The sequence below is a fragment of the Microbulbifer maximicatervae (SeqCode) genome, assembly GCF_052467825.1.
In genome coordinates, this window is record NZ_CP174327.1 from 3,419,864 (window position 1) to 3,442,576 (window position 22,713).

The 22,713-nt window shown below is 44.7% G+C and carries 19 protein-coding genes and 1 pseudogene; 9 read left to right on the forward strand and 11 right to left on the reverse strand.

The genetic code is table 11. The features are described from left to right. Positions 1–281: 281 nt before the first annotated feature. The 4 genes and pseudogenes from ACJJII_RS15265 to ACJJII_RS15280 form a co-directional block, all read right to left on the reverse strand. Positions 282–574: pseudogene (locus ACJJII_RS15265) on the reverse strand (DDE-type integrase/transposase/recombinase); the annotation flags it as partial. A gap of 593 nt (positions 575–1,167) precedes the next feature. Beyond that, positions 1,168–2,697, reverse strand: a complete 1,530-nt coding sequence (locus ACJJII_RS15270; protein WP_444916779.1) for a lytic polysaccharide monooxygenase — start codon at positions 2,695–2,697, stop codon at positions 1,168–1,170. Between the two features lie 835 nt (positions 2,698–3,532). Beyond that, positions 3,533–3,928 (reverse strand): hypothetical protein, encoded by a 396-nt coding sequence (locus tag ACJJII_RS15275; RefSeq protein WP_444916780.1) that lies wholly within the window; start codon positions 3,926–3,928, stop codon positions 3,533–3,535. A 226-nt stretch (positions 3,929–4,154) separates the two neighbouring features. Then, positions 4,155–4,736 carry a TetR/AcrR family transcriptional regulator gene (locus ACJJII_RS15280; RefSeq protein ID WP_444916781.1) on the reverse strand — a complete coding sequence of 194 codons (582 nt, stop codon included), beginning with the start codon at positions 4,734–4,736 and terminating at the stop codon, positions 4,155–4,157. Between the two features lie 120 nt (positions 4,737–4,856). On the opposite strand from ACJJII_RS15280, the gene ACJJII_RS15285 reads away from it, so the two are divergent. Both ACJJII_RS15285 and ACJJII_RS15290 read left to right on the forward strand, forming a co-directional pair. Beyond that, the gene (locus tag ACJJII_RS15285) at positions 4,857–5,606 is read left to right on the forward strand and encodes an SDR family NAD(P)-dependent oxidoreductase (protein WP_444916782.1); all 750 of its coding nucleotides are present in this window, start codon (positions 4,857–4,859) and stop codon (positions 5,604–5,606) included. Between the two features lie 93 nt (positions 5,607–5,699). After that, positions 5,700–6,647 carry an alpha/beta hydrolase family protein gene (locus ACJJII_RS15290; protein ID WP_444916783.1) on the forward strand — a complete coding sequence of 316 codons (948 nt, stop codon included), beginning with the start codon at positions 5,700–5,702 and terminating at the stop codon, positions 6,645–6,647. Positions 6,648–6,817: 170 nt separating this feature from the next. Here the strand turns inward: ACJJII_RS15290 and ACJJII_RS15295 are convergent, their stop codons facing one another. The 4 genes from ACJJII_RS15295 to ACJJII_RS15310 all read right to left on the reverse strand — a co-directional run bounded on the left by ACJJII_RS15295 (position 6,818) and on the right by ACJJII_RS15310 (position 11,172). Continuing rightward, the gene (locus ACJJII_RS15295) at positions 6,818–7,321 is read right to left on the reverse strand and encodes a TlpA family protein disulfide reductase (protein WP_444916784.1); all 504 of its coding nucleotides are present in this window, start codon (positions 7,319–7,321) and stop codon (positions 6,818–6,820) included. Next, positions 7,321–9,429, reverse strand: coding sequence for a TonB-dependent receptor plug domain-containing protein (locus ACJJII_RS15300; RefSeq protein ID WP_444916785.1), 2,109 nt, complete (start codon positions 9,427–9,429; stop codon positions 7,321–7,323). The genes ACJJII_RS15295 and ACJJII_RS15300 overlap by 1 nt, the downstream gene beginning before the upstream one ends. Before the next feature lie 261 nt (positions 9,430–9,690). Then, positions 9,691–9,879, reverse strand: a complete 189-nt coding sequence (gene csrA / locus ACJJII_RS15305; RefSeq protein ID WP_282933247.1) for a carbon storage regulator CsrA — start codon at positions 9,877–9,879, stop codon at positions 9,691–9,693. A gap of 696 nt (positions 9,880–10,575) precedes the next feature. Beyond that, the gene (locus tag ACJJII_RS15310; protein WP_444916786.1) at positions 10,576–11,172 is read right to left on the reverse strand and encodes a DUF4291 domain-containing protein; all 597 of its coding nucleotides are present in this window, start codon (positions 11,170–11,172) and stop codon (positions 10,576–10,578) included. A gap of 28 nt (positions 11,173–11,200) precedes the next feature. On the opposite strand from ACJJII_RS15310, the gene ACJJII_RS15315 reads away from it, so the two are divergent. Continuing rightward, positions 11,201–11,659 (forward strand): hypothetical protein, encoded by a 459-nt coding sequence (locus ACJJII_RS15315; RefSeq protein ID WP_444916787.1) that lies wholly within the window; start codon positions 11,201–11,203, stop codon positions 11,657–11,659. Positions 11,660–11,753: 94 nt separating this feature from the next. Here ACJJII_RS15315 and ACJJII_RS15320 read toward each other — a convergent pair whose 3' ends face one another. Together ACJJII_RS15320 and ACJJII_RS15325 are read right to left on the reverse strand one after the other, a co-directional pair. Then, on the reverse strand, positions 11,754–12,407 hold the full coding sequence (locus tag ACJJII_RS15320; RefSeq protein WP_444916788.1) for a DUF4279 domain-containing protein: 654 nt from the start codon (positions 12,405–12,407) through the stop codon (positions 11,754–11,756). 94 nt (positions 12,408–12,501) lie between these two features. Then, positions 12,502–14,733 (reverse strand): M12 family metallopeptidase, encoded by a 2,232-nt coding sequence (locus tag ACJJII_RS15325; RefSeq protein WP_444916789.1) that lies wholly within the window; start codon positions 14,731–14,733, stop codon positions 12,502–12,504. A 548-nt stretch (positions 14,734–15,281) separates the two neighbouring features. On the opposite strand from ACJJII_RS15325, the gene ACJJII_RS15330 reads away from it, so the two are divergent. The 4 genes from ACJJII_RS15330 to ACJJII_RS15345 all read left to right on the forward strand — a co-directional run bounded on the left by ACJJII_RS15330 (position 15,282) and on the right by ACJJII_RS15345 (position 19,242). Beyond that, a complete protein-coding gene (locus tag ACJJII_RS15330; RefSeq protein WP_444916790.1) occupies positions 15,282–15,875 on the forward strand; it encodes a TetR/AcrR family transcriptional regulator in 594 nt (197 codons plus the stop codon). Between the two features lie 74 nt (positions 15,876–15,949). Next, positions 15,950–17,080 carry a methyltransferase gene (locus tag ACJJII_RS15335; protein WP_444916791.1) on the forward strand — a complete coding sequence of 377 codons (1,131 nt, stop codon included), beginning with the start codon at positions 15,950–15,952 and terminating at the stop codon, positions 17,078–17,080. Between the two features lie 303 nt (positions 17,081–17,383). Continuing rightward, positions 17,384–18,208, forward strand: a complete 825-nt coding sequence (locus ACJJII_RS15340; protein WP_444916792.1) for a transporter substrate-binding domain-containing protein — start codon at positions 17,384–17,386, stop codon at positions 18,206–18,208. A 146-nt stretch (positions 18,209–18,354) separates the two neighbouring features. Then, entirely contained in the window at positions 18,355–19,242 is an 888-nt protein-coding gene (locus tag ACJJII_RS15345; RefSeq protein ID WP_444916793.1) for an SMP-30/gluconolactonase/LRE family protein, read from the forward strand. A gap of 6 nt (positions 19,243–19,248) precedes the next feature. On the opposite strand, the gene ACJJII_RS15350 is transcribed toward ACJJII_RS15345, so the two are convergent. Next, positions 19,249–20,631, reverse strand: a complete 1,383-nt coding sequence (locus tag ACJJII_RS15350) for an amidase family protein (RefSeq protein WP_444916794.1) — start codon at positions 20,629–20,631, stop codon at positions 19,249–19,251. 180 nt (positions 20,632–20,811) lie between these two features. Here ACJJII_RS15350 and ACJJII_RS15355 point away from each other — a divergent pair, with 180 nt between their 5' ends. Both ACJJII_RS15355 and ACJJII_RS15360 read left to right on the forward strand, forming a co-directional pair. Continuing rightward, entirely contained in the window at positions 20,812–21,393 is a 582-nt protein-coding gene (locus ACJJII_RS15355; RefSeq protein ID WP_444916795.1) for an HAD family hydrolase, read from the forward strand. Between the two features lie 492 nt (positions 21,394–21,885). Then, the gene (locus ACJJII_RS15360) at positions 21,886–22,629 is read left to right on the forward strand and encodes a lysozyme inhibitor LprI family protein (protein ID WP_444916796.1); all 744 of its coding nucleotides are present in this window, start codon (positions 21,886–21,888) and stop codon (positions 22,627–22,629) included. Positions 22,630–22,713 lie beyond the last annotated feature (84 nt).

The following is a 22,713-nucleotide window of genomic DNA, read 5'->3' on the forward strand; positions in this document are numbered from 1 at the left end:
GTTCTGATTTGTGTGTAAGAAATAATAGGAATGGGTAGTCATTACCATTTTCCATCTTACCTAGAAATAAGTAGAATAGTGGTTTGGCAGAAAGTAAGGTTTATTTGGCTCTAACAGGGGTTGCTGTAAAATATATATGTAACTTTGTATTCAATGGGGAGTACTTTCGATCTTTATTTAGTTGAGCTGTAGAGGGTTTGGTAGGCAGCTCGAAGTGCAAGAGATAGCAGGTATTACCATTTGAAAGTGATAATTTTTGATCATACCCATCAACAGCGGATACCATGGATTAGCTCTACTTTAAGTGAGTGGAAAAAGGTACCCGCAAAGGCGTTATTGTAGCAATTACCCTTGGGGCTCATACTGTACTGCAGATCATACACTGTAATTAAAGGTTGATAATTCCTAGAGCAATACTGACTTCTCCTGTCAGTATGCAGGAGAATATTCGTAGGCTTCTTACATCTCCATATAGTCATTTGAAAAGCGTCATAAGTTAGCCACCCGTTTTCGACGTTACCCAACCAATAACTAGCCAACTATATAGGTCGATCACTACCGCTAGATATAACCAATCCTTTCCTGATTCGGTGCATCAGAAAACCAGCATGCCAACAGATTGAAGAGTGGTGCTAGAGGCGCTGGCGGTGAAGCAGATGCTCTCCCAGTCTGTTAGTTTTCTAAGGTGTAATGAAAGTATCAAGAATTCAGATTTGGATTAAAAATTGTGGTTTTAGGTGAAAGCTGGAAGTAATGATGGTGGTGACGGAGTGGAGTTAGCAGGGCGCTGGAGAAAGGTTGTGCCGACAGTCCTTATGCTGTGTACCCAGCGCTTATCGCGCTCTCTTTAAGCATGTCGCACAGCCTCTTCAACGCTTACGTTATCTTTATAGTGGCTTTCAAAATTTCGATTGAGATTGATCAGTATTTTGATGGAATTTCCAGCTGCTGGAGAATAGGAGAGTATTCTCAGTAAAGGCGCCGCGCTTTCTGGGATCTAAATGTCGACTACTCCAGTCCACAATCTCCAAATATTGATCCAGTTGAAAGGTAACTCTTTTCGGGTGAGCTTTTATAATGAAAGGCCTCAGGATTATTGAGGCCTTTCAGATAAGCGCTAGCAGATAATTTTCTACTAGCTACTTGTTTTGGTTGGTGACCTTTAACTTAACGCCAAACACCCCATTGGCCGGTTGTACCCGGCTCCTCGCCCCTTGTCCACCATCCGGCAGTCCATGTTTCACCATTGTGGCTAACGATATCACCTGCGGTGTAGATTTCGTTGCTATCCCAAGCTTGAATACTGGGATCTGTGGGATCTGTGGGATCTGTGGGATCTGTGGGATCTGTGGGATCTGTGGGATCTGTGGGATCTGTGGTAGTTGATGGTTCAACAGTAAATGAGTAGATCTCGTCATCAACAGCAGAGTCACCGCTTACGGTTAACTTGAAACTTAATTCATGCTGTTCATTTGTTAAGCTTGACGTGTCGATTACCAGTGCACCACTGGGCCCGGTTGCGGTTTCAACAGGGCTTCCACTTACCTGTGACCATTCCGTATTATTGATATTTCCGGCGCTTTCTCCCGATGAAAGTACCACTAAATCCCCGTGTTCTACTCTAGCTATATCAAGCGGTTTTAAAACCTTAGGTGTGATAGCAGCTATTAATTCACTACCGTTGCTTGTAATAGTGAATTGACCGGAGGCACGTGAGTCTTTGGAGTTGAAGTAGTTACCATGTAAATCACCCTGGAAGTACATGTAATGATTCATTTCTTCATGCCAGCGACCAATAAAAACATTTCCACTGTGGTTTGATTGGTACCAGCCGGTGACTTGAGAAGCTAAAAGCCTGTCCCAGTCATTCTTATTATCCTCGGTAATTGCCAGCGAAAATGATGAGTGTTCCTCACCATTTTTATTGAACACCTTGTAATTGACGGTATCACCTACATTAACCGAATCTATATTAATGTCTTCTGGAATAAAGGTGTTACCTTGAATCAGGTGCGGCTGTGTGGTGCCGGGATCAGGTTCGCTAGGCGGTTCAACATCAGTATTTACAATAGTGATATCACTACAGTTGTAGAAACCTTCACCAACTGGGTCTACTCGCTGCCAACGTACAAATAAAATTGCATTACCTACCCTGTCTTCTGGAATGGTGACATTCATGCGATATTGACCATTGACGACAGGTACGTCCCCCTCCTCCTGGATAAGCTCAAGGTCATCCCATGCCAGTGGTTGTGACAGGTCTGCATCCGCTTTCGTAAGGTAAAACTCCCAAAAAGACGGGTTGTGTGGCGCTGTTGCCTGGAATACGTATTCGAATGTTCCCGCATTGACTTCTACACGGGTCCAGGCATCAGTTGCTGCTCCCATCCCTTTTTTCTGCGAATCATTTGCATAGCAAAGAGTTCCATCAGGAATGGCACTTTTTACAGCGGCAGAATTATTGTAGTCAGGGATGTTAATAGAGAATTCGTTGTGTTGTTGGAAAGGATAAGATCCAGAAATGGATTTTGCCAGGGCACAGCCTGGATTGGATGGTGTTCCAGACCAGATATTGCCTTGGTCATAGCAAATTTTTTGCCTGGCTTTTGGGAATTCAGACCAGCCGTGAGCTTGTACTTGTAAGCTGAAAGGTATCAGCAACATTGTCGCAAGCGCGCTTTTTTTTCTTAAAAGCATAAGGTTACTCCTGGTTTACATTATTCTTGTCGATTTATTTAAAGCGACTGAAATATTAAGTTTAATTTCCTGGTGAATACTGTGAAATTAGTTGGTGTTTGAGAATGTCGGCCATTCTTTTCTTGTCACCAGGATCAAAAAATGCAGTTAGTAAATAAATATTTACCCCTTAAAAATTGCTAATAAGACAGACCTTCCGCGCGAACAGGGGTTCCATGTCATACATGAATTAACATGTTTTAATAAAATTTACGCTTCCATTAATCAATAGTTGCTTAAGTTGTGGGTCAAAAAATGAAGTCATTTTTGGTGTTTCGTGACAACGTGATGACTGTCAAAGAAAATAGAGCATGAAGGGCGGTATAAAAGCTTGAAGTTTATGTGCTAAATACAGAGGGCTCCACGGATTAATGAGAACGAAAAATACACACTAGCCTGCCTAAATTGTATTGGAGCAGGAAGGTTTTCTGGGGGGCTGAAAAACCGCATTGTTTGAGGAGGTTTGTCTCATAGCAGCATAGACTATTGCAAAGTAAATTTATTGCACTTTCGATGGTCTAGTCTCTATCTATTCTTTAAGTGAATGTTAATTTATTTGGGTGGAGCTGATAGGGGTTAGACGAGAATAGGGGGAGTGACAATGACAAACCAATAATTGAGAAGCTTCGGCCTTCAAATATGTAGCGGGCAAAAATTGAACTGTAATTATTTTTTCAATCTATTTGCTTGTTGTATCAGATAAATCAGTCAATAAGTTAATACTGTAGGCATCAATAGATTCAGGTGCTGGAGCTGATTTATATATCCTTGTGCTTATTTTTATAGATATTAGGTCTCAGGTGGAGCTTATCAGCTTTAAGCGATTATCAATTAGCTTGTATACCTTTAAGTTGTTATTAAATGCCCCGAGAAACCATGAGCCACAGGCAATCCAATATTCAGCATTATGGTCTTTTAGAATAAAAATATCTTGGACATCCGATGTCCTCCAGAACAGCTTTCCTTTTAGGAGATAGTAGTTTTTGAGTTCTACAATTTCTATATTTTTTCTTCTTGCCCAAGATCTTATCTCTCTCCTAAAATATCTGGATTTTGGCGGAAGTACCACATACGGAAGTCCTCCAAGTATTAAGAATAAAAGTAAAGGTAGATTCCCTCCCAATTCAGGGCTGAACGTATGGACTAGACTATCCAGGCCAACTGCTACTATTAGAATTAAAATCAATCTCATTTAACAATCCTAGCGGTTTCAAGCCCTATGGAGAGAGCGGCAGAAAGTGAAATATTCACTGTAGGCACATTTTTGTATCTTTCTTTAATTACCAGATCTAAAAAGCACTTAAATAAAAACTATTTATCTGCATCATCGAATAAATGCTCTCACCATTTTGGTTTGGATGCTTCAGTCATTTTCTGACTGCCATTAATCCTTAAAGCCGTTTTGATAAAAGAGTTTTTCACTCTTTAAATCGCAGTCCATCGGCTAAAAGTGCAACCATACGTCCTACTTGCCCAGATGAGTCTTCAGATGAGGACATCCCCAATCTCGCAATTCCTCCAAGTAGTTCATCTGCAGTTATATCTGAACGAACATCTCCCGATTCTATTGCTGCACCTAACACCATAGCGAGGGCAGGCCTTAAGTGCTGGTCAAAATAGCTTGGAAGGGTTTCAAAGGCTGGATCGCCTGAGTGCAATACTTCGGATAGCCCTCGCTTAGTGGCAAAAAAGGTCGCAAATATTTGCATACAGCTGGCCAGGGCTTCAAAGGGGGGGAGGTGTTTAGCTTGTTCTATCACTTCCTCAGAGCAGCTATCGATCTCCCTGCGGAAAACTGCCGCGATCAGGTCTGCCCGCTTCGGGTAGTGCCGATAAAGGGTGCCGACACCGACTCCGGCCTTACCCGCAATCTCCCGCACTGGGGCATCTACGCCGGAGGTGGCGAATACTTCCTTGGCTGCCTGGAGCAGGGCGTCATGGTTGCGCTTGCCGTCGGCTCGCTTACGTTGGCTCGAATTAGTGTCATCAGGTTTTGGCATATCTACCCCTTGCTAAACGGAACATTGTTCCGTATATTTAATCGGAACGTTGTTCCGATTTTGCCATAGCCATGTGCTGTAGCCAATGGCTCATGAGCTGTATCTATGTGGAGACTGACGATGCACGGTAGACCAATTGCATTGATAACTGGTGCTAATAGGGGAATAGGATTACAAGTCGCGAGGGACCTGAGTGCTAGAGGCGTTTCTGTCTTAGTTGGGGCTCGTGATTTGAAGCTGGGGCAAAAAGCCGCTGATTCCATAGGCGAAAGCGCTTGGCCTATTCAGCTAGATGTTACTGATGAGAGCAGTATCCGAGTTGCAGCTAACACTATAAGAAAAGACTTTGGCCGTCTCGATATATTGGTTAATAACGCGGCGATTAGCCATGCAGGGGAGTCTGGAGTAACTCTGGCGGAAATCGGCAAAAAGACTCAGGTTAGCGCTGTAACTTTGGCTGAATTACGTGAGATATTTGAAACTAATGTTTTCGCGGTTGTAGCGGTTACTCAGGCAATGCTACCTCTTCTAAAACTCTCTCCTTCTGCCAAAGTGGTTAATGTTTCTAGCGGTGCTGGCTCGTTGATGAGCCATTCAAATCCTAAGAATCCGGCACGAAAAATGTTTGGTGCCTACTCCATGTCAAAAACTGCGCTAAATGCTGTGACTATGGCTTTCTCAATTGATCTTGAAAAATCAAACATAAAGGTAAATGCCGTATGCCCTGGGTTTACTTGCACTGGCTTAAATAATTACGAGGGTGAGCAAACTGTAGCAGAGGGTGCGAGGGAAATTGTGCGTGTCGCCCTTCTGGGCCGAGAAGGGGATTCTGGTACTTTTACTAGCTTTAATGGTTCTATGCCATGGTAATTCGGTACTGATTGCAAATACCAGTGGCCACTTTACTGAGTTCTATTAACCCCATCAATCAAGTGGGAAATTAAAGTTGAAGGAGAACAATTTATGACAATATCAGATCACACATCAGTAAAAAAACAAGGCCCTTTTGTTATACATCATGCTGTATTACTGCCTGACTCGGTCAGGGGGCAAGAGCTAAAGGTTCGTGTAATCGCACCGGTGAATGGTGAAAACTTACCAATCGTTATCTTCGCCCATGGATACAAATCACCACCTTATGGATACGCTCCAATAACTGAATTTCTCGCCTCTTTGGGTTTTGTAGTTCTGCAACCAGTTTTCCTGGATTCTGAGGTGCCAGATGATGACCCTAGAGTGCCTGAAATCTGGCAGTATCGAGTATCTGACATGAAGAGAGTTCTGGATGAGCTGGACAGTATCGAGAAAGCTGTTTCCATGTTGCGCGGCCGTCTAGATAAAGAAAAGGTAGTTGCTATTGGGCATTCCTATGGAGCACAAACTGTAGGTATGTTACTAGGGGCTCGGGTATTAAATGAAGACAATATCCCTGGCCCCGATTTATCAGATAAGCGGGTGAGAGCGGGTGTTTTACTTTGTGCAACTGGAACGGGCGGAGAGAACCTATCCCCTTTTGCGGCAAAGTTCTTCCCATTTATGAATCCAAGTTTTACGGAAATGACTGCACCATGCTTAGTTGTTGCAGCGGATCAGGATGATTCTCCACTGAGTACCCGTGGACCAGATTGGTTTACTGATGCTTTTACTTTGGGAACTGGTGCAGAGTACTTGCTGACCCTTGTGGGGGCAAAGCATTTACTGGGTGGAATTAATGGGTATGGTGTTATAAATGAAGAAGAAAATAACCCTGCCCATGTATCAATTGTGCAGGCCGCAATTTCCGCGTACTTAAGTAAGCAGTTCTATGAGAAAAACTCCGATTGGGAAGCGTTACTCAGAATGCTAAAAAGCCAAGATCCATCTATTGGTTTTGTAGAAGAAAAGTCAGCTAACAATTTTATGGGTTTATAGCCTGGATGCCAAAAATAATCCTTAGATCTTCTTGCCACAGATCTAAATTAGGGGGAATAGCTAAGTGAGCTGACATCTACAGCGTCACTGCCTATATCTTCAATCTATAAGTACTTAAGATCTAGCAAGGTTCCTATCTCAACAAAAAACGTAGTATTCAGTTCTCTAATTTATGAGGCTTTCCCGGGAGCACCTTCACATTTGAAGTCAAAGGTGCTCTCCAAAATCGGCTGTAGTTTCTTATCCGGAATATAACCCCTTAGCCAGCTGAGCGGTTCTCCGCTGGAGGCTATAAGGAAGCTAAATGGAGTGCCGGGAGTTTCGCCCAGTACTTGTTGAAGCTGTGTGCTTGCCTGAAGCATGGGGAATTCCGGGCGTAGCTTTCGATATTCAGCCAGTAGGGCTTTTCGGGAGCCATTGATACCCAGGGCGATGGGCTGAAACTGTTGGGGGCACTCGCTGGTCAGCCGGTTGAGTACTCGAACCTGGCGAAAGCACCAGGGGCAGTCAGGTTCAACCAGTACTATCAAGCTGGGTTTCCCTTTGAATTGCTGCAAGTTGATACGCTCGGGGCCGGCGAGGCTGCGCAGTTCAAAATCGTAAAGGGAAATGGCAGCTTCTGTTGCGCCAGCAGGCGCAAACAGAAGTGTGATTAGTGCGAGCCAGGTTCGCATTACAGGTTCCAGTCGAAGCCCAGGTAATATTCACGCCCTCGTAGCGGGCCGTAGATATAGGCTACGTCGTAGGCACCACTGGCATCCCAGAATAGAGGGCTCTCACCTTCCTCAACCTGGGTGTAATCTGTCAGGTTATTTCCGCCCAGATACAGGCTCAGATTTTCAGTGACATCAAAGGTTAATTTAAGATCTACTGTCCAATAGGCGTCTGCGCTCTTGCTTTTTAACGTGGAGTCGCCCAACTGGTTGAAACCTTCGTAACCAAATTCATCCAAGTCCCGGGAGCCCACCCAGGTAGCGCTGGCGTATAGCATCCAGTAATCGGCTTTGTAATCCAGATTGAATAGTGCACGCTGCTCTACTGGAGCAATGGCAAAAGATTCCCGGAAAACATCGTCGTAATCATAGGTCTCCAGTGTGCCACCGATAGTCAAATTTTCGGTGAGCGCATAGCCGAGAGTGATATCGGCAGCACCTACGGAGGCGCTTTCCTGCATCTGGGTAAGCAGTGGTACTCCATCCTCGGTTTCGCTCAGTGCTGCGAGGTTATCTACTTCGGTAAATGCCAGTGACAGGGTGCTGTTGAGGCGTTCTCCCTCGAAGCTCAATGCATAAGTTGCAGATAGAGATTTTTCAAGGTTTTCGATCTCGATGGCAAAGCCATCACCGGCATCAAGAATGCCGTGATCTGTTTCGAAAAAGGATAGGGGGGCTCGGTATCCTCGTCCCAGCGCTACCCGGGAGGTCCACTGGTCGTCGTGCAGATAGCGGAGGTCTATACGCGGGGCGACCACCGTTTCATCGATCTCTGTACCGGGTTTTTGCTCGGCGACAAAGTCGGCTTTGGCGTTGTCTACGCGTATGGCCAGTGCCACTTCGAGGTCCGCTGAAACGGTCCAGGTGTCCTGTATGTAGAGGCCGGTGGTCTGGTAGTCGAAACTGTCTTCGATGTAATTATCGCTTTCCTCTCCTGCGACAGAGTCGGAACGCATGGATTCATCACGAAGATCGACACCAAAGGTGAGCATGTGCTGATCGTTAAGGATCAAATTGTTGCGCAGGTCGAAGTAGTTGAGTGTGTCTGTAGCGGTGTAATCGAACCCTTCGTAGAAGGAGTCCTGCTTGTGCTCAGACCAGGCGACAGTAAACAGCGTGTTATAGGATTCGCTGAATTCGTGGAGCCAACTTGAGGAAATTTCACTGCGAGTGGTGGAGATCCATTCGGTGGTTTCCCAGGGTTTGCCAATGTATTGCTGCCGCACATCGTCGTCGAGAAACAAGTGGTCAGATTCCACACCATCGTAGCCTTGTAGGACGGAACCAATGCTGTATCCCTGAGGGCCGCCAAAAATACTGGAGTCGGTATAGGCTGTGCGCAGTACCACGTTGTCCCGCTCACCCAGGTCATGGGAGAGGCGAACTACATAGCTGGCGTTCTCTTGCAGCGGTGCTTCGCTAACTCCGTTGTCATCATTGTCCATCTGGTGGTGCTTATCATCCTGAATGACCAGCGATGTACGGGTGCGTTCATCATCGCTTACATAGCCGCCCATCATGCCTAGAAAGTAGCTGTCGTTGTCCTCCATGGAGGCATTGATGTTGAGGCCGGTTTCCTCGACTTCCTTGGAGATGACATTGATGGTTCCGCCGATTGCTTCGGGTGCGAGCAGCGATGCTCCCGCACCTCGGGCCACTTCGATACGAGAGACACCTGTTGTGGCCAGTGCATCCACTGCGTAATAGCCAGCCATCATGGTGTGAAGAGGAACGCCGTCGGTGAGGATGGTGGAGTGCTCACCGCGCATGCCGTTCAGCATTATTCGTTTGACCCCGCACATGGAGCACTCATTGGAAACCCGAACACCGGGGGACTTTTCAATGGCGTCAGTGAGGTTAACCGCCTGCAGGGATTTGATCAGACTTTCATCAACAACCTCAGTTTTCTGGATTGCATCCAGCAAGGCTCCGCGCTCATAGAGGCGCTGGCGCACACCGACTACTACGGTTTCCTCCATTACCGTGGGCTGATCTGAGGGAGTTTCATTGGCGAGGGAGGCGGGTACTGCGGCTGCGAGTGCAGTAGCTAGCAGGGTTTTGCGAAACATGAGAGGACTTCCAGCAAGTAAACTGCCGAATATGATAATGATTCGCATTTGCGCGGCAAGCGAGCAAAGGTGGTAGTTTTAGTGGCTTTGGATTTAGCGGGCCAGGAGGTATGGGCTCTAACTTGGAGGGGGCACTCAAGGGGCCTATGAGTTTCTTTGGGTTGGCTTAGTGTGCTGCTCTCATGAAAGAGTTGGAAAACCTTGGCCGATAGATTGCGGTTGAGGCCCGCTGTGGGCCCTCATTTAAGGGGAAGTTGATTCTCAGCGTTTTCTGTTACTGAGTTTCTGCTCCCTTTGAATACGTATATAAATTTCTTCGCGGTGAACTGCTAGGGATTTGGGGGCATGAATCCCGATCTTTACTTGGTTACCCTTAACCTCCAGCACTTTGAGTGAGATGTCTGTTCCAATTCTTAGGTTTTCACCAGTCCGACGCTTTAAGATCAACATATTTTTTCCTACTGAATTTCAAGCTATTTCTTTGGCTCCGAAAACGGAAGGCTTAGAAAGTCGTAATTGCAGGAAGGGCAGGGGGAGCGCGAGAACGGTAAGCATAAAAGAAGAAAAGGCGGGCACTACGCTCCCAGAGCTCGGGCACTACGCTCCCAGAGCTCGGGCAATCGCTCCAAGCTTCTGATTGCGCTCAGCTTTATTGAAGACGAGCGGGTTTCTAGCGTACTATGCATATAGCCACTTTGATAGTGTGATTATCAACTTGGTTAGCTGGCCCCTGGTGTTGGCGCACCTTGGGTCAGCGCCTTTTACTTACTTTTACGTCACGCTACCGTTCTCCTTTGAGAAATGAGTCTTGGATTTGTTTGAATCAACGACCCTTAAAAAACTGCTGGGTAAGACTCTAATTCCGATAAATATTCATCAATTTTACGCAGCTTTGACACTAAAACAAACTTAATAAAATCCAATAAGATCATTTTAGTGCCTATATTTTTGTGTTTGTTTGAAAAGTCTACAGCGGGTTGTTGTATTTCTGGGGGGAAGGATAACGCTGTTTGCCATTCTCCATATTGGTTTTAAAAGTAATACCATCAATTCAATTGAGCCCCATTTACTGGCCAAAATTTTCTTCGGACTTTGCGATTTTTGGATGTGTCACAGGGGCTTAACGTTGGTATTGGCCGTGCAGATTTACATTTCCAATCTTTCTTTTAATGAAATGCTTAAGGGGTACTCAACCTCTGAGGGAAGAAGATTTTCCGCTTGCTTAAATTCTCCCGCTTTGACTAGTTGGTGAATTCTGTGGGCGCTATCAGTTACATCAGTAATTTTCTGAATCCATTCGTTAACGTAAAGTATTACAGCTTTATTCGACAGCCCAATCTGAATAGCTCTGTGAGGAAGGGGTTCCAGATCTAAATTCCGTTCAGGGTCCCATTGAATACGGACAGGTGTAGTTCTCTTAGCTTCCAACCATGCTTCTTTCGTTGGGTATTGATCGGTTTGGTGGCTAAGCAGGCTATTCTGTAAGGCCCATTCAAATCCTTCTCTAGTGATATCTATCGCCAGAATGCGGTTTTGTCCGCTGTCTTTTTCTCCCCAACCCGAACGGTACATCATCCATAGGAAAGAGGGTTTAATCCAGGTCATACGTTCCATTTTGAATGGTGGGGATATAAAGGTTCCGTTTTGTAGAGCGGAATTTGCAATGGCTGTGTTGTATGCTTGGTAGACGCGAATGGTGTGATTATTAAAGCTGGCGCGGATCTGGCGCGTTGGGATAGTCATTTCTTAACCTATAAAGGAAGCTTAAAAAGTGAAGTTGAGTATAATTTTAATGTTCATGGCCTTTTCTACCTTATTGGGAGCCTGTACCGAAGGTAATCTGGTTATACCAGTTTCCATGTCTGCATTGCTCAGTTCTCCAGAGAAATTTGATGGTGATCAAGTGTCCGTTGTCGGATATTTGGGGCGCGGAGCAGACCTTTATTTGACTGAAGAACATTCTAGAGTTGATGACCGAAGTTCAGCCTTGATTTTAAACCTAGAAAGCAGTGAAAGGACAGAAATTATTAATTCTTCATGCGCGGGAAAGTATGTTGAGGTCGTTGGAACGTTTGGGTTGGTTCATATCTCCGGCTTAACGCCAAGATTAGGGATTACTCAAGTTAATAGCATTAAAGATAAAGTAACCCGTACTCCTTGCAATAGTTTTCAATATTTCGAAATTGGGATAAATTTTGGAGTTCATCCCATAAGAAGCCTAAAGCATTAATTATTAGTAACGGGCAGTCCAATGGTTGCATGGCATATTCAGTTTAACTAAAATCTTTAAAGGTGCACATATTATCAATTGCCAGATGATGTTCTTATACAATCTCTTGCCCACAAATATAGGTGTCAATATCTAGTGCTAGATTAAGCGCACTTAGCCTGCTCAATGTTTCTAAATCCAAGTGTATACTCGCGTTGGCACTTATATATTGATGCTTGCAAACTGAAATATATGCCTTTGTTTTTTTTGTAAGCTCCCGGATAGAATCAGCTTCCTTTTCTAGTTCTTTTAATAGTTCCAGTAGTTTCTCTTCTAGTCCATAAGCTTCGTTCATATTTGGTTCATAGGAAATCCGTGTGAAGTTATATTTTAATTTGTTATTTCTTTGCAAGTCACCTTTTGACCAGCCGGATAAGTTATCATAAGGAAGAATGCTTGACAGATCTTCATAGCTGAATATTTCGGTTGTTGCTGTAAAATAGACACGATGCCCAGATTCTACCCATATCCATTTGATGTTTGGAATGCTTGATTTGGCAACATTTACTGCGAGAAAAAAACGTTCATTCTTAATGTGGAAATACACAGCCACAGTGTCTTCATAGTGATTTAAATTCACTCGCGCTACTTTGGGATAGCCATTTTCAAGTTCGATTTCCATAACCTGCAAGTGCTGCTTTGTTAGTTCAAATGTAGGTTTGTTAAGTTCTTGAGTAGCTGCTGAAATATACGGCTGCGGATCGATCATTTTGTATTCAACGATAGGCGTAAGAAAAATAGAGTGGGCAGTAGTGTCAATAAAGGTTGACAACCCTACTGCCCGATCGCTAGTTATTTATACTTCAATAATCAGCACTAATCCAAACATTTTCAAAGTCGGTATAACCATAGATGGTAATATACCAAGTGCCCGATTGAGGAGTGTTCAAATCAATGGATTCATAGTTGCCCCAGTTTTCAGAAGCGTAGTCGGCATTTGATTCAGTGGCGGGTTCACCGTGCTTGATGTAGAGGTCTGCATCACCAACGGAGTTGAATAGAGCTGCACCCGTAGCTACAGAAAGCTGGGTCGCTCCTTCAGGAACTGCAATCTTAAACTCTAATTGATCTCCTGCATGGCCATTTAGGTCAGAGATAATCTCGCCGGGGATTAAAAATTCATCAGTAGATGATTCAGTAAAAGAGCCGACCAGGGATACTTGATCGAAGTCTGAATAGCCGTGGAGCATGACATGCCAGATTCCGGGAGTTGGGTTTGCTATAGCAACGGACTCCTTATTACCACCTAAATAGGGCCGATAATCATAGACCGATTCAGTAGGTCTGCTAGCAAAACGAATATAGAGATCCGCATCGCCACTACCACCGGTTATCTCAAATGAAAGGTCGCTGGCATTTTCCGGTACTGTGATGGTGTAGAACAACGACTCTCCTGCACTGGCATTAAGACCGCTGACAGGTTTCTGATTAACCAGAATATTGTCGGACTGATCAGCCAGGGTTACCGTTGCCGTTAAATTTACACCCTCGAAGGAGCGTTCGATAGGAGACAGTAATATGTACCAGCGGCCGGTTTCTGGCGAAGTGACCTCAATACCTTCAATATTACCGCTATTTTCAGAACTGAAGTCAAAATCGGCTGTGGTAGGCTGGCGATTATAGGCCACGTACATATTCATTTCACCGCCCAGTTCATCGCCTGAATTGTCAGTAATAATTGTCAGGGTTTGAGCATTTTCGGGCACGTCGATATGGAATACTTTTTCGCCTTTGCTACTTAAATTCTCTCGTGTTTTTGATGGGATAAGAGTTAGCTCTGCCTCCTCATCACAAACTAATGAATTACCGCCTTTAGCGGGGCTGAAGCTAATGCTCCCTTCATTAAGATAAGAATCAATTAACTCAAGTGCCTCGCAGGAGTAGACATCGAGGAGGTTGTCCGTAACATCAATAGCGGTTAAGAAATGTCGATCCATTACCCATTCGAATTGCGCAGTATCCAAGTAGTTGCCGGCAATATTTAACGTTTCTAGACGTTTAGGTAATTCGGGTAATTCTGTGAGGTTTTCATTAACAGCGGTTAAGTGCTTTAAGTATCGGAATACGTGAATACCTTGCAGTGACTGGATTTCCCCGTTGCCTGGAGTGCGAATTTCTTCAATGTTTGCTGCTTCCAGGCTGTCGATCTCACCATCATTGTTTGTGTCGAAATAGGAGGTCAAATATGACTTGAATGCAGGGTCAGGAATATTAATATTGACCACGCCATAGTGGGATGCTGCTGCAACCTGGTCACCGCCGCCCAAGTCGATACGCTGGGCCATTATACGGCTGAAGTGCTCATAACCCGTTTTAGGGACAATAGTCTCTTGCCCATTAACCGAAAATGCACGTGATGGATAGTGCATTACAGACAGGAAGTCATAGTTACTGTAGTTGTGGGTTTGCCGTATATCAAAATTGTGGACATACTCGGGTTTAATATTGTCCTCAATAATTTCGACATATTCATCACGATCAGATCGCTGATGTTCATGCCTCATACCAATAACATGGCCCAATTCATGGACAATAATGTACTTGGTATCCCAGTTGTTCATGCTGAAGAATTGCCCGCCGCCAGTCTTTCCAACCATGGAGCGGTTTTCAGTTCCGTTTCTTACGTGAACGTAGTCTGATTGATCGGTGCGCCTTAAAAATTGTAAGTCCGCAATTTCTTCCCAGACTTTGGTGGCGTCGATAAAACGCTGTTGATTTTCTTCAGTGACACTATCGTAAAAGTCGTAATATATGATTCCATCAGGCCACTTATTCGCTGATATTTCAACAGCGGACATAATGCTAACTTGACCGGAATCCTCTTGAACTGGCTCCAGCATATCTCCGGTCAGCTGGTATAGTTTGCCATCAATAATTACTTGGCTCGATTTGGGTTGCTCTTCCAATTGAGCAAACTCATTGCCGGTGTAACTTGGTATCGTTATATCTACAGCCTGGCTGTATGCCATTGCAGACTGAAAAGTTAAAGTTAGGGTTGCTGAAATTCCCAGTGCGGTACTGGTAAATAGTTTCATTTTCATGTTCCTGCTTTGAAAATGTTTTTAAAGTTTTGTCAAACTTTTATCCATAAATAGTCGAGTAGGAGGCATGTCTGATTAACTCTGGCAACAAGTTAAATCAGGATGAATATGCCGCCGCGCGGGAGAATACCGATGTTTGGATTTGAGGTCGATAGGTGGTTTTAAGTTGATTCAGAATGCGAGATTTGATTCGTGGCATTTCTCGAAGGAAGGGCTTACGAACGAGATAAAATGTAGAGGATGACTATCAATTTTCGAGTGTATATCTTGGTGTTATTAGCAATACTTGTGTTCTGAATATTAGAGATAACCCAGGTGCTTTGTTAGCTGGGTAATTAGTGCCAGATTCAAATCCACTTGCTCTAAACTACGAATATCTTCGAGACAATTTCATATGAATGAGTGGGGTCGTATCCAGTTTGAGGATATAGGGCCACGTCAACCCGTCGTACAAACCCCTCAAATTGAACAACAAATAGCCTGGAAGGCAGTAGGGTACCCTGTTAGCCTCTCTTGCAAGCTAGATAGGAAGGAGCGGGCCTATGCAGGAGTCGGATGTTGCCAATCGGCTTATCGATGCGGCGCGAGAGTGCTTTTTGAACGATGAGTACCAACGGGTCACAACTCGCCAGATTGCTGCTAAGGCTGGCGTGGCGGTATCGATGATTCGGTATTACTTCGGTAGCAAGGATGGCCTCTATGAAGATATGATCCGCCAAACTCTTCTGCCATTGATCGAGGCCGTAGAGCAACTCAGCCTTGATGGCGATTGGGATTTTGGAGATTTCTTTGCCCTTTACTACTCCACCATGCAAGAGAATCCCAAGTTTCCGGCTCTGATTCTGAAAGTCATGGCACTTAATCAAGGGCCGGGGAAAAATGTGATCCGTCAGCTCCTGGAGCGGGGGCGTCAAAGGGGATCTCGGCGGTTAGCTGAAATTAAGGGTGAAGAAGCCGAACCTGAAGACCCCAAGTATGATTTGCTCAGGATTTCATTTGTCAGTTTGGCTATGTTGCCGATGTTGGCCAAACCCGTCTTGGAAGAGCAAATGGGGCACGTTATGGACCCCGATTTCTTACAACAGCTTGCAGAGTTTAATGGCCGACTTCTGAAGTCAGGTTTGCAAAGCTTATAGCGATAAGGCCTCAGCAAGTTGAGGCCGGTCCCTTATATCTATTTTTAATCAGATGTTATTTCTGAGGAGTTCTTATGCCCCAGTCAATGCAAAGAAATAGAGCCGTAAATTGGGTCTTTCAGCGCGCTTCTAATATGATTAATAGTATTTGTAATATTCCTAATGCTCTGATGCCGCCGCCATTTCGGATAATGCAAATTGGATCGTTATTTTGGCAGTCTAGATGTCTGTATACGGCTGTCCGATTAAATATAGCTGATCATATTAACAGTGAAGTCGTTCCAGTAGAAAAACTGGCAAATGATTGTAATGCAGATAAAGAGCATCTATATCGATTGATGAGGATGTTGTGTGCAATGGGGATTTTTAAGGAGGTAAAAGCAAGGCACTTTTCGCACAATCGAAACTCTGAAGTGTTGCGCAGTGATGCCAGTAACAGCGTAAGAAGCATGGTGCTCATGCATAACTCCCCAGAATTCAGCAAGCCATGGTTTAATGGGTTTGAAGATCATATTAAAGATGGGAGTGTGCCTTTTGAAGGTGTTTATGATCAGGAAATGTTTGATTATATGAATGATCATCAATCTGTCAGCACGCTGTTTTCGGACGCTATGGATACCGTTGATAATCTTACCGGGCTACAGTATTTACAAGATTTTGATTGGAGCAGGTTTGATAGGATTATTGACTTGGGTGGGGCAAAAGGCAGCAAAAGTGCGAGTGTCCTCTCTTCATATAAACACATGATGGCGATGGTGGTCGACAGGAATAATGTTGAGGGGACGGCAAGAGAGTACTGGAAAAACTCATTGAGTGATTCAGTTGAAGAGCGATTGGACTTCTTCCCAGCAGATATTATTAACGATAGGCTGCCGGTAGCTAATAGTGATAAGGATATCTACTTGTGTACGGCCGTTTTTCACTTGCTGAATGACAGTAAGGCAAAGCGACTCCTTAATAATATTTACTCTGCCATGCAAGGGCAAAATGCTACGCTCGCCATTGTTGACGCAGTATTACCTGAGAAGGGCGCAGACCTTAATTTGGCTGCCATGGACATGCAGATGTTGATGGGAACTCGTGGGCGGGAGCGAACGTTGAGTGAATGGAACCAACTCTTTAGTGATAGTCCTTTCTACTTGGTGGAGACAGTCTCCGTGCGTACCTTTGCAAAACTGATGGTGTTGAAAAAGAGAAAGGGTTAGGTGCTAAGCAGTAAGTGGGTGTCAACAAGCGCAATGTTAGTAATTATGAAAATGAAAAAACATTGCGCTTATTGTATTGGTGGCGCGAATAGTCCGCTTGTCAATTATAGATACGCCAGCAAGCCAATATCCGTAGTAGCTTAAAGTGCAGTATCACCTGTATTGGTTTTATATACGCCTATATTTACCTATAGCCTCTTTCTGCTAGTCGACTAAGGTTTCGGCCTTTGGTGTCTCAGTGGATATTACAGAATTACTTAGGGGGCTCTGAGCCAATATATTTGAAATTACTGGATCTTAGCTATGTATCTAGTGTCCCGTCTAATAGGCAGCTTGCTAGTTTTATCGGTTATTTATGTGGGGTATGTTTGGGCTGATCTTGAGGATCGAGAGCTAGTTGCTGGGGTTACTTATGATATTCCAGGGCTGGCGTATAGAGAACCCTCTTCTGGCGCTATAGAAGGCTTTGAGCCTGACCTGGTCAGGGCAATTGGGGAGAAGTTATTTGGCGGCCCTGGCTATATAAGGCTAACCCGTGTGCTGGATGAGGATCGTATAAAAGCACTTGAAGACGGAAGAGTGGATATGGTGGTATCCCAGTTTACCATTACTCCAGAGCGCGAAGAAAAAGTGGACTTTTCGATTCCTTATTACGTCACTGGGGAGGGTTTACTGGTCCATAAAGATAGCGATATTGAGAGCTTTATCGATCTGGAAGGTAAGATAATTGCTGTTACTAAAGGCTCACTTTCCCTAAAAAGAATGCGTGCTGTCCTGCCGTCATTGGAGGGGGCAAGATTGGTTGTAGCGCCCACAAGCTCAGCGACCTTAGAGGCTGTTCAAAGCGGAAATGCTGATGCTGCCTCCAATGACATTATTAACCTGGTACTTTTGCGTAAGGCATCAACCTATCCGACTTTATATCGTCTGGTGAATATTAGTGGAGACTTCCCGCCAAAACCCTTTGGTATCGGTGTTAAGAAAGGGAATAAGGAACTGCTTGAGCGACTAAATGCTGCTCTAGAAAGCCTAAAGGAGAGTGGGGAGATCAATAGAATGCTGGATAAGGCCGTTTCCAGTGTGGGGCCAGAGAATGATCCTGATGATACCTTCAGCGGTTCACAGTAGACTAGTCGCCGAAGTATCCGTACAGATAAAGTCTAATTAGGGGCGATATGACTACTAAATCCCCCAGTGTCTTCTTTTCTTTGCTTTTCAGCTCAGTCCTTTTCTTGGCTATTACTTACAGCAATTATCTACTGGGGAATTCCCCGATGCAGGCTACCCATTCGATCTTGGTGAAAACGGATGCACATGAGGGGCTGGTTTATGTACCCTCCCAGAAGCGTCTCTACTTCACCAGTGTTCCAGATTTAGAGATTGAGAATCCACAAATAGCGATCCGTTACTACGACTTTGTTACTGGCGAAGTTGTAACCTGGAAGCACCGAAGCAATATGGCAAACAGCATGTGGCTTAGCAATGACGGTGAACATTTGTTGATTGCAGAGCAGGGGAAAGGAGCAACCCCGGGCGCTATCAGCCGCATAAGCCTTTCAGACGGTCAACGAGAAGTGCTTGTAGATGCCTATAAAGGTAAGCCATTTAATTCACCCAATAAAGTTGTACAGTCACCCTCTGGCTGGATCTACTTCACCGATCCAGATTATGGCTACAACCAAGGCTTCAAGCCTGAGCCAATGTTAACGCCAGCTGTCTATGCTTTTGACCCTTCAACAAAAAAGTTAATTCGCTTGTCAGCGGAGTACATGATGCCTCATGGGTTGGCAATCTCTCCAATAGGCAACCAAATTTATATTGGTGATACTGCAGCTATCGATGGAAAGAATCCTTACAACCCCAAAAAAACAAAAGACATTTATGTAAGCGCTTTGCCATCCCCGGAAAAATTAGAAGAGAAGCAATGGGTGTTGTCGGTACCAGTAGGGATTCCTGATGGTTTTATTGTTACTGGTCCCAAAAATGATCTGTGGGTGGCGGCAGGTGACGGACTGCGACACTATCGAGAGAACGGCTCCCTGATTAATCTTTACCCTGTTCCCGGCGGCGTGTATAGCGTAGCAACTGACGGTAAAGCAATTTACTCATCAAGTAATACCGCTATATGGAAGACAATGCCTCGCGGGGAAGAGGGGGGATAGTTCCTCTTACTTTTGGAGTGCTATTACCTGTTCGATCTGTCTAGCTACGGCAAGTAGTGCCAAATCCGCTCCGGGTAACCCATCTATCTCCAGCCCCACCGGTAATCCATTGGTACCAGGCCCGATGGGGATGCTGATGCTTGGGGCACCGGTAACTGGTGCGGAGACATTGTTGTATATCAGTGTGTCCAGGGTGGGGAGTGTCTGTCCATTTAGCTCCAGTTGGTATGAGGATGTTTCCAGGGGTTGCGCTTCGATGGGTGCAGTTGGAAATACGACCGCGTCCAGTTGATACTGCTGGATGATCTTCGAATAGCTGTCGCGCACAGCAGGTAACTTCTTTAAGGCCGCTTGATAGGCTGAGTCTGGCGGTGCCTTAGGGCCGAGCACTGATTCCTGATAGACCGCTTTCACATCCTCACTTTTGATCATTGCTACCAAACCCTCTAGTTGAGTTTGCGGTTGATAATTCGCCAGAAAATGCCCCATGGCTGTCCGCATCTGATGAAACCCGATGGGAAATCCGATTTCGAGAGCGGCGCTGACTATTGGCGAAAGGTCTACTTCTACCAGGTCTACTCCGGCATCAATAAGGGTACTTATTAGAGCCCTGAAAGACTGGCTTACTCCAGGTGAGAGGTTGTCAAATAGAGGATGGGCTAGCCCCAAGCGCAACTGATTGATTGGCTTGCATTGGGGTACGGAGACCCCTGTCATCACTTCAAACAGATAGATGGTATCTTCGACACTAACAGCCATAGGGCCGATTGTGTCAAATGCAGGCACAGAGGGTACGACTCCGTGGCTGCGAAGGCTGCCAGTTGAAGGGCGAAAGCCAACAATACCAGTTAACGCCGCCGGTAATCTGACGGAGCCGGCGGTATCGGTGCCGAGGCCAGCGGGCACAATCCCCGCGGCTACAGCAACAGCGGTGCCCCCCGATGAACCGCCGGGGAAGCAAGCGATGTCCCACGGATTCCTTACGGCACCAAATGCAGCGTTATTGGAGGTTACGCCAAAGGCGAGTTCATGTAGATTGGTCTTCCCAACCACTATGGCCCCACATCCCTCGAGTCGCTCAACCACTGGGGCAGAGGACTCCGGCAGAAAGTTCATGCCAAGGGTCCCAGCAGTGGTATGCATACCCTTTACATTGATGTTGTCTTTAACAACGATGGGGATACCGGCAAGGGGCCTACGGTGGCTACCGGAGGCCAATTCCCTGTCAATGCATTTGGCTTTTTGAAGGGCGCTATGCCGATCGAGGCAGATAAAAGCATTGAGTTCGGAATGAGCAACTGCATTGTCACAAGCTTCTTCAATCAGTGATACTGCGCTAATCTTTCTTGCGAGCACTATCTCCACAAGCTCATGAAGGGAAGTCGTCATAGTTTGCTTACTAGCTTCTGATTGTACTTGGGATCTTAGATCATAGAGAGGAAGAAAGTGGGACGATAAGAATGATATTGGCTAATTTGATAGCACTAGCCTTGATCTCTCCGAGGTGTATCTGATGGTGAAGAGTACGAAGCTCGTTTCTGGCTGTTGAAAATATGAGGGTTATGGGTTTTGAAAATTGATGTATTACTGTTTGATCTAGGTGGTGTACTAATAGAGCTAAAAGGCCGTCCACTGCCAACTGGCAAAGCGCCTGTGACAGATGTCATTATTTCCGGGCCCGTAAGGCAGTTTGAGAGAGGAGAAATCACCACAGAAGAATTTGCAAACGCTTTAAAATCTCAATTGGAAATAGAGGAATCGATAGAGGCTATTATCGATCATTTCACAAACTGGCCCGCAGGATTCTATCCAGGAGCAATTGAATTACTTAGTTCTCTAGAGAAAAACTACAGAGTGGCCGCATTGACAAATACCAACGAACTTCACTGGCCACGCATCACTCATGAATTTAATGCACATAACTATTTTGGCCCAATATTCGCTTCCCACCTTATAGGTATGGCAAAGCCCGATGAAGCATTTTTCAAGCATGCGCTTGAGCAGCTGGAAGTCGAAGCCAGTAGTGTTGTGTATATGGATGATATCCCTAGAAACGTAGAGGTGGCGAATAAGGTGGGTATGACTGCGTTTCATACCAAGGGATTTGATTCGGTGTTGGAAGTGATAGAACGTTTAAATATTCAAAAATAGATTTTTGGCAGTAAGAAAGGTTGGAGGTCTAATAGACTATTGTGTAGAGGTAGTTTCTTGGCCTTAAAAATCTACTTAAGCTATCCAGACATGCCTGCCCTCAAGTTGCTCCCTCTTTCTAAATATTAATTTTTAGGAGCTTGTTCACAGTTCACGGCTAAGTTCATTCGAATGTTGGTTAGACTATAATTTGCGCCAGTTAGTAAGTACCAGCTCGGTGAAATATGATCATGATGAGTGTTATTTCTGGGTTCGGTTGAAAAACGGTGAAAAACACTTATAAATTATGGGGTTACGTGAGTGGGGTAAAATTGAGATAGTAGTCATGGTGATCGTTTTTGTAGTTTGTTTAATCGTGCCATTTTTAGTGTAACTAGCTGATTTCTAATGAGAAACTGTAGTGGTGGCGGTAGATTGATTATGAGATAGTAGTCAATATAATAGTGGTCAGAATGATTACTATATAAATGTTACGTGAGATAAGGACATTTAATGAAAATTAGTTTCTTTCCATTAATTGCTTTTTTGATTGTTAGCTCACCTGATATTTTTGCCACAAGCTTTGATTGTGAGAAGGCTTCTACCAGTTCTGAATTATTGATCTGTTCTAATAGGCGACTTGGATCTTATGATGAAAATCTATCAGCTGTCTATAAATCTGTCATGTCGACATTTGCAGGGCAAAAGTCGTTGGAGATTAAGAAAGAGCAGATTAGCTGGATTAAAAAGCGGGATGATGCCTGTAAAGATGAAAAGAGTTGCATCTCGGCATACAAGCAACGCACAGCAGAACTCAGAGAACTTTTGTGGGGCGGGAGTGACTTAGAATCGTTTTCGATTGATAGGCAGTCATGTAGGGCAACTAAAGATCAGGAGATTCTAATAAAGTGCATTAAGTTGAATATTTACGATCCATGTGACGATGCTGGTGGTAAATGGGGGGTGGCACAATGTGGTTGGGCTCATAATATGATAGCTGAAAGAAGAATTGATGCCCTAGACACAGAGATTATTGAGAAACTAAGTAAAGCTGCTGATGGAAACGAATTAATAGAACGCTTTAAATCAACCTCAGCTGCGTGGCGCTCATATAGAGATTCACATTGCGCACTTACAAATGAAATGGATGGACTTGAAAACTTCAGTGGTTACCGATTACATATGGCATTCTGTAAGCGCCGGTTAAGTGAAATGAGAGTGGTCGAACTAGAAAAAATCTATGCTAGTTCTGAATAAAAACGTAACAAGCGCGTGCATTTGACCTCCACTTCGCTGCGGCAAATGACGCAGGCGCTAAGTTTATACACAAGTTCTTTCAGT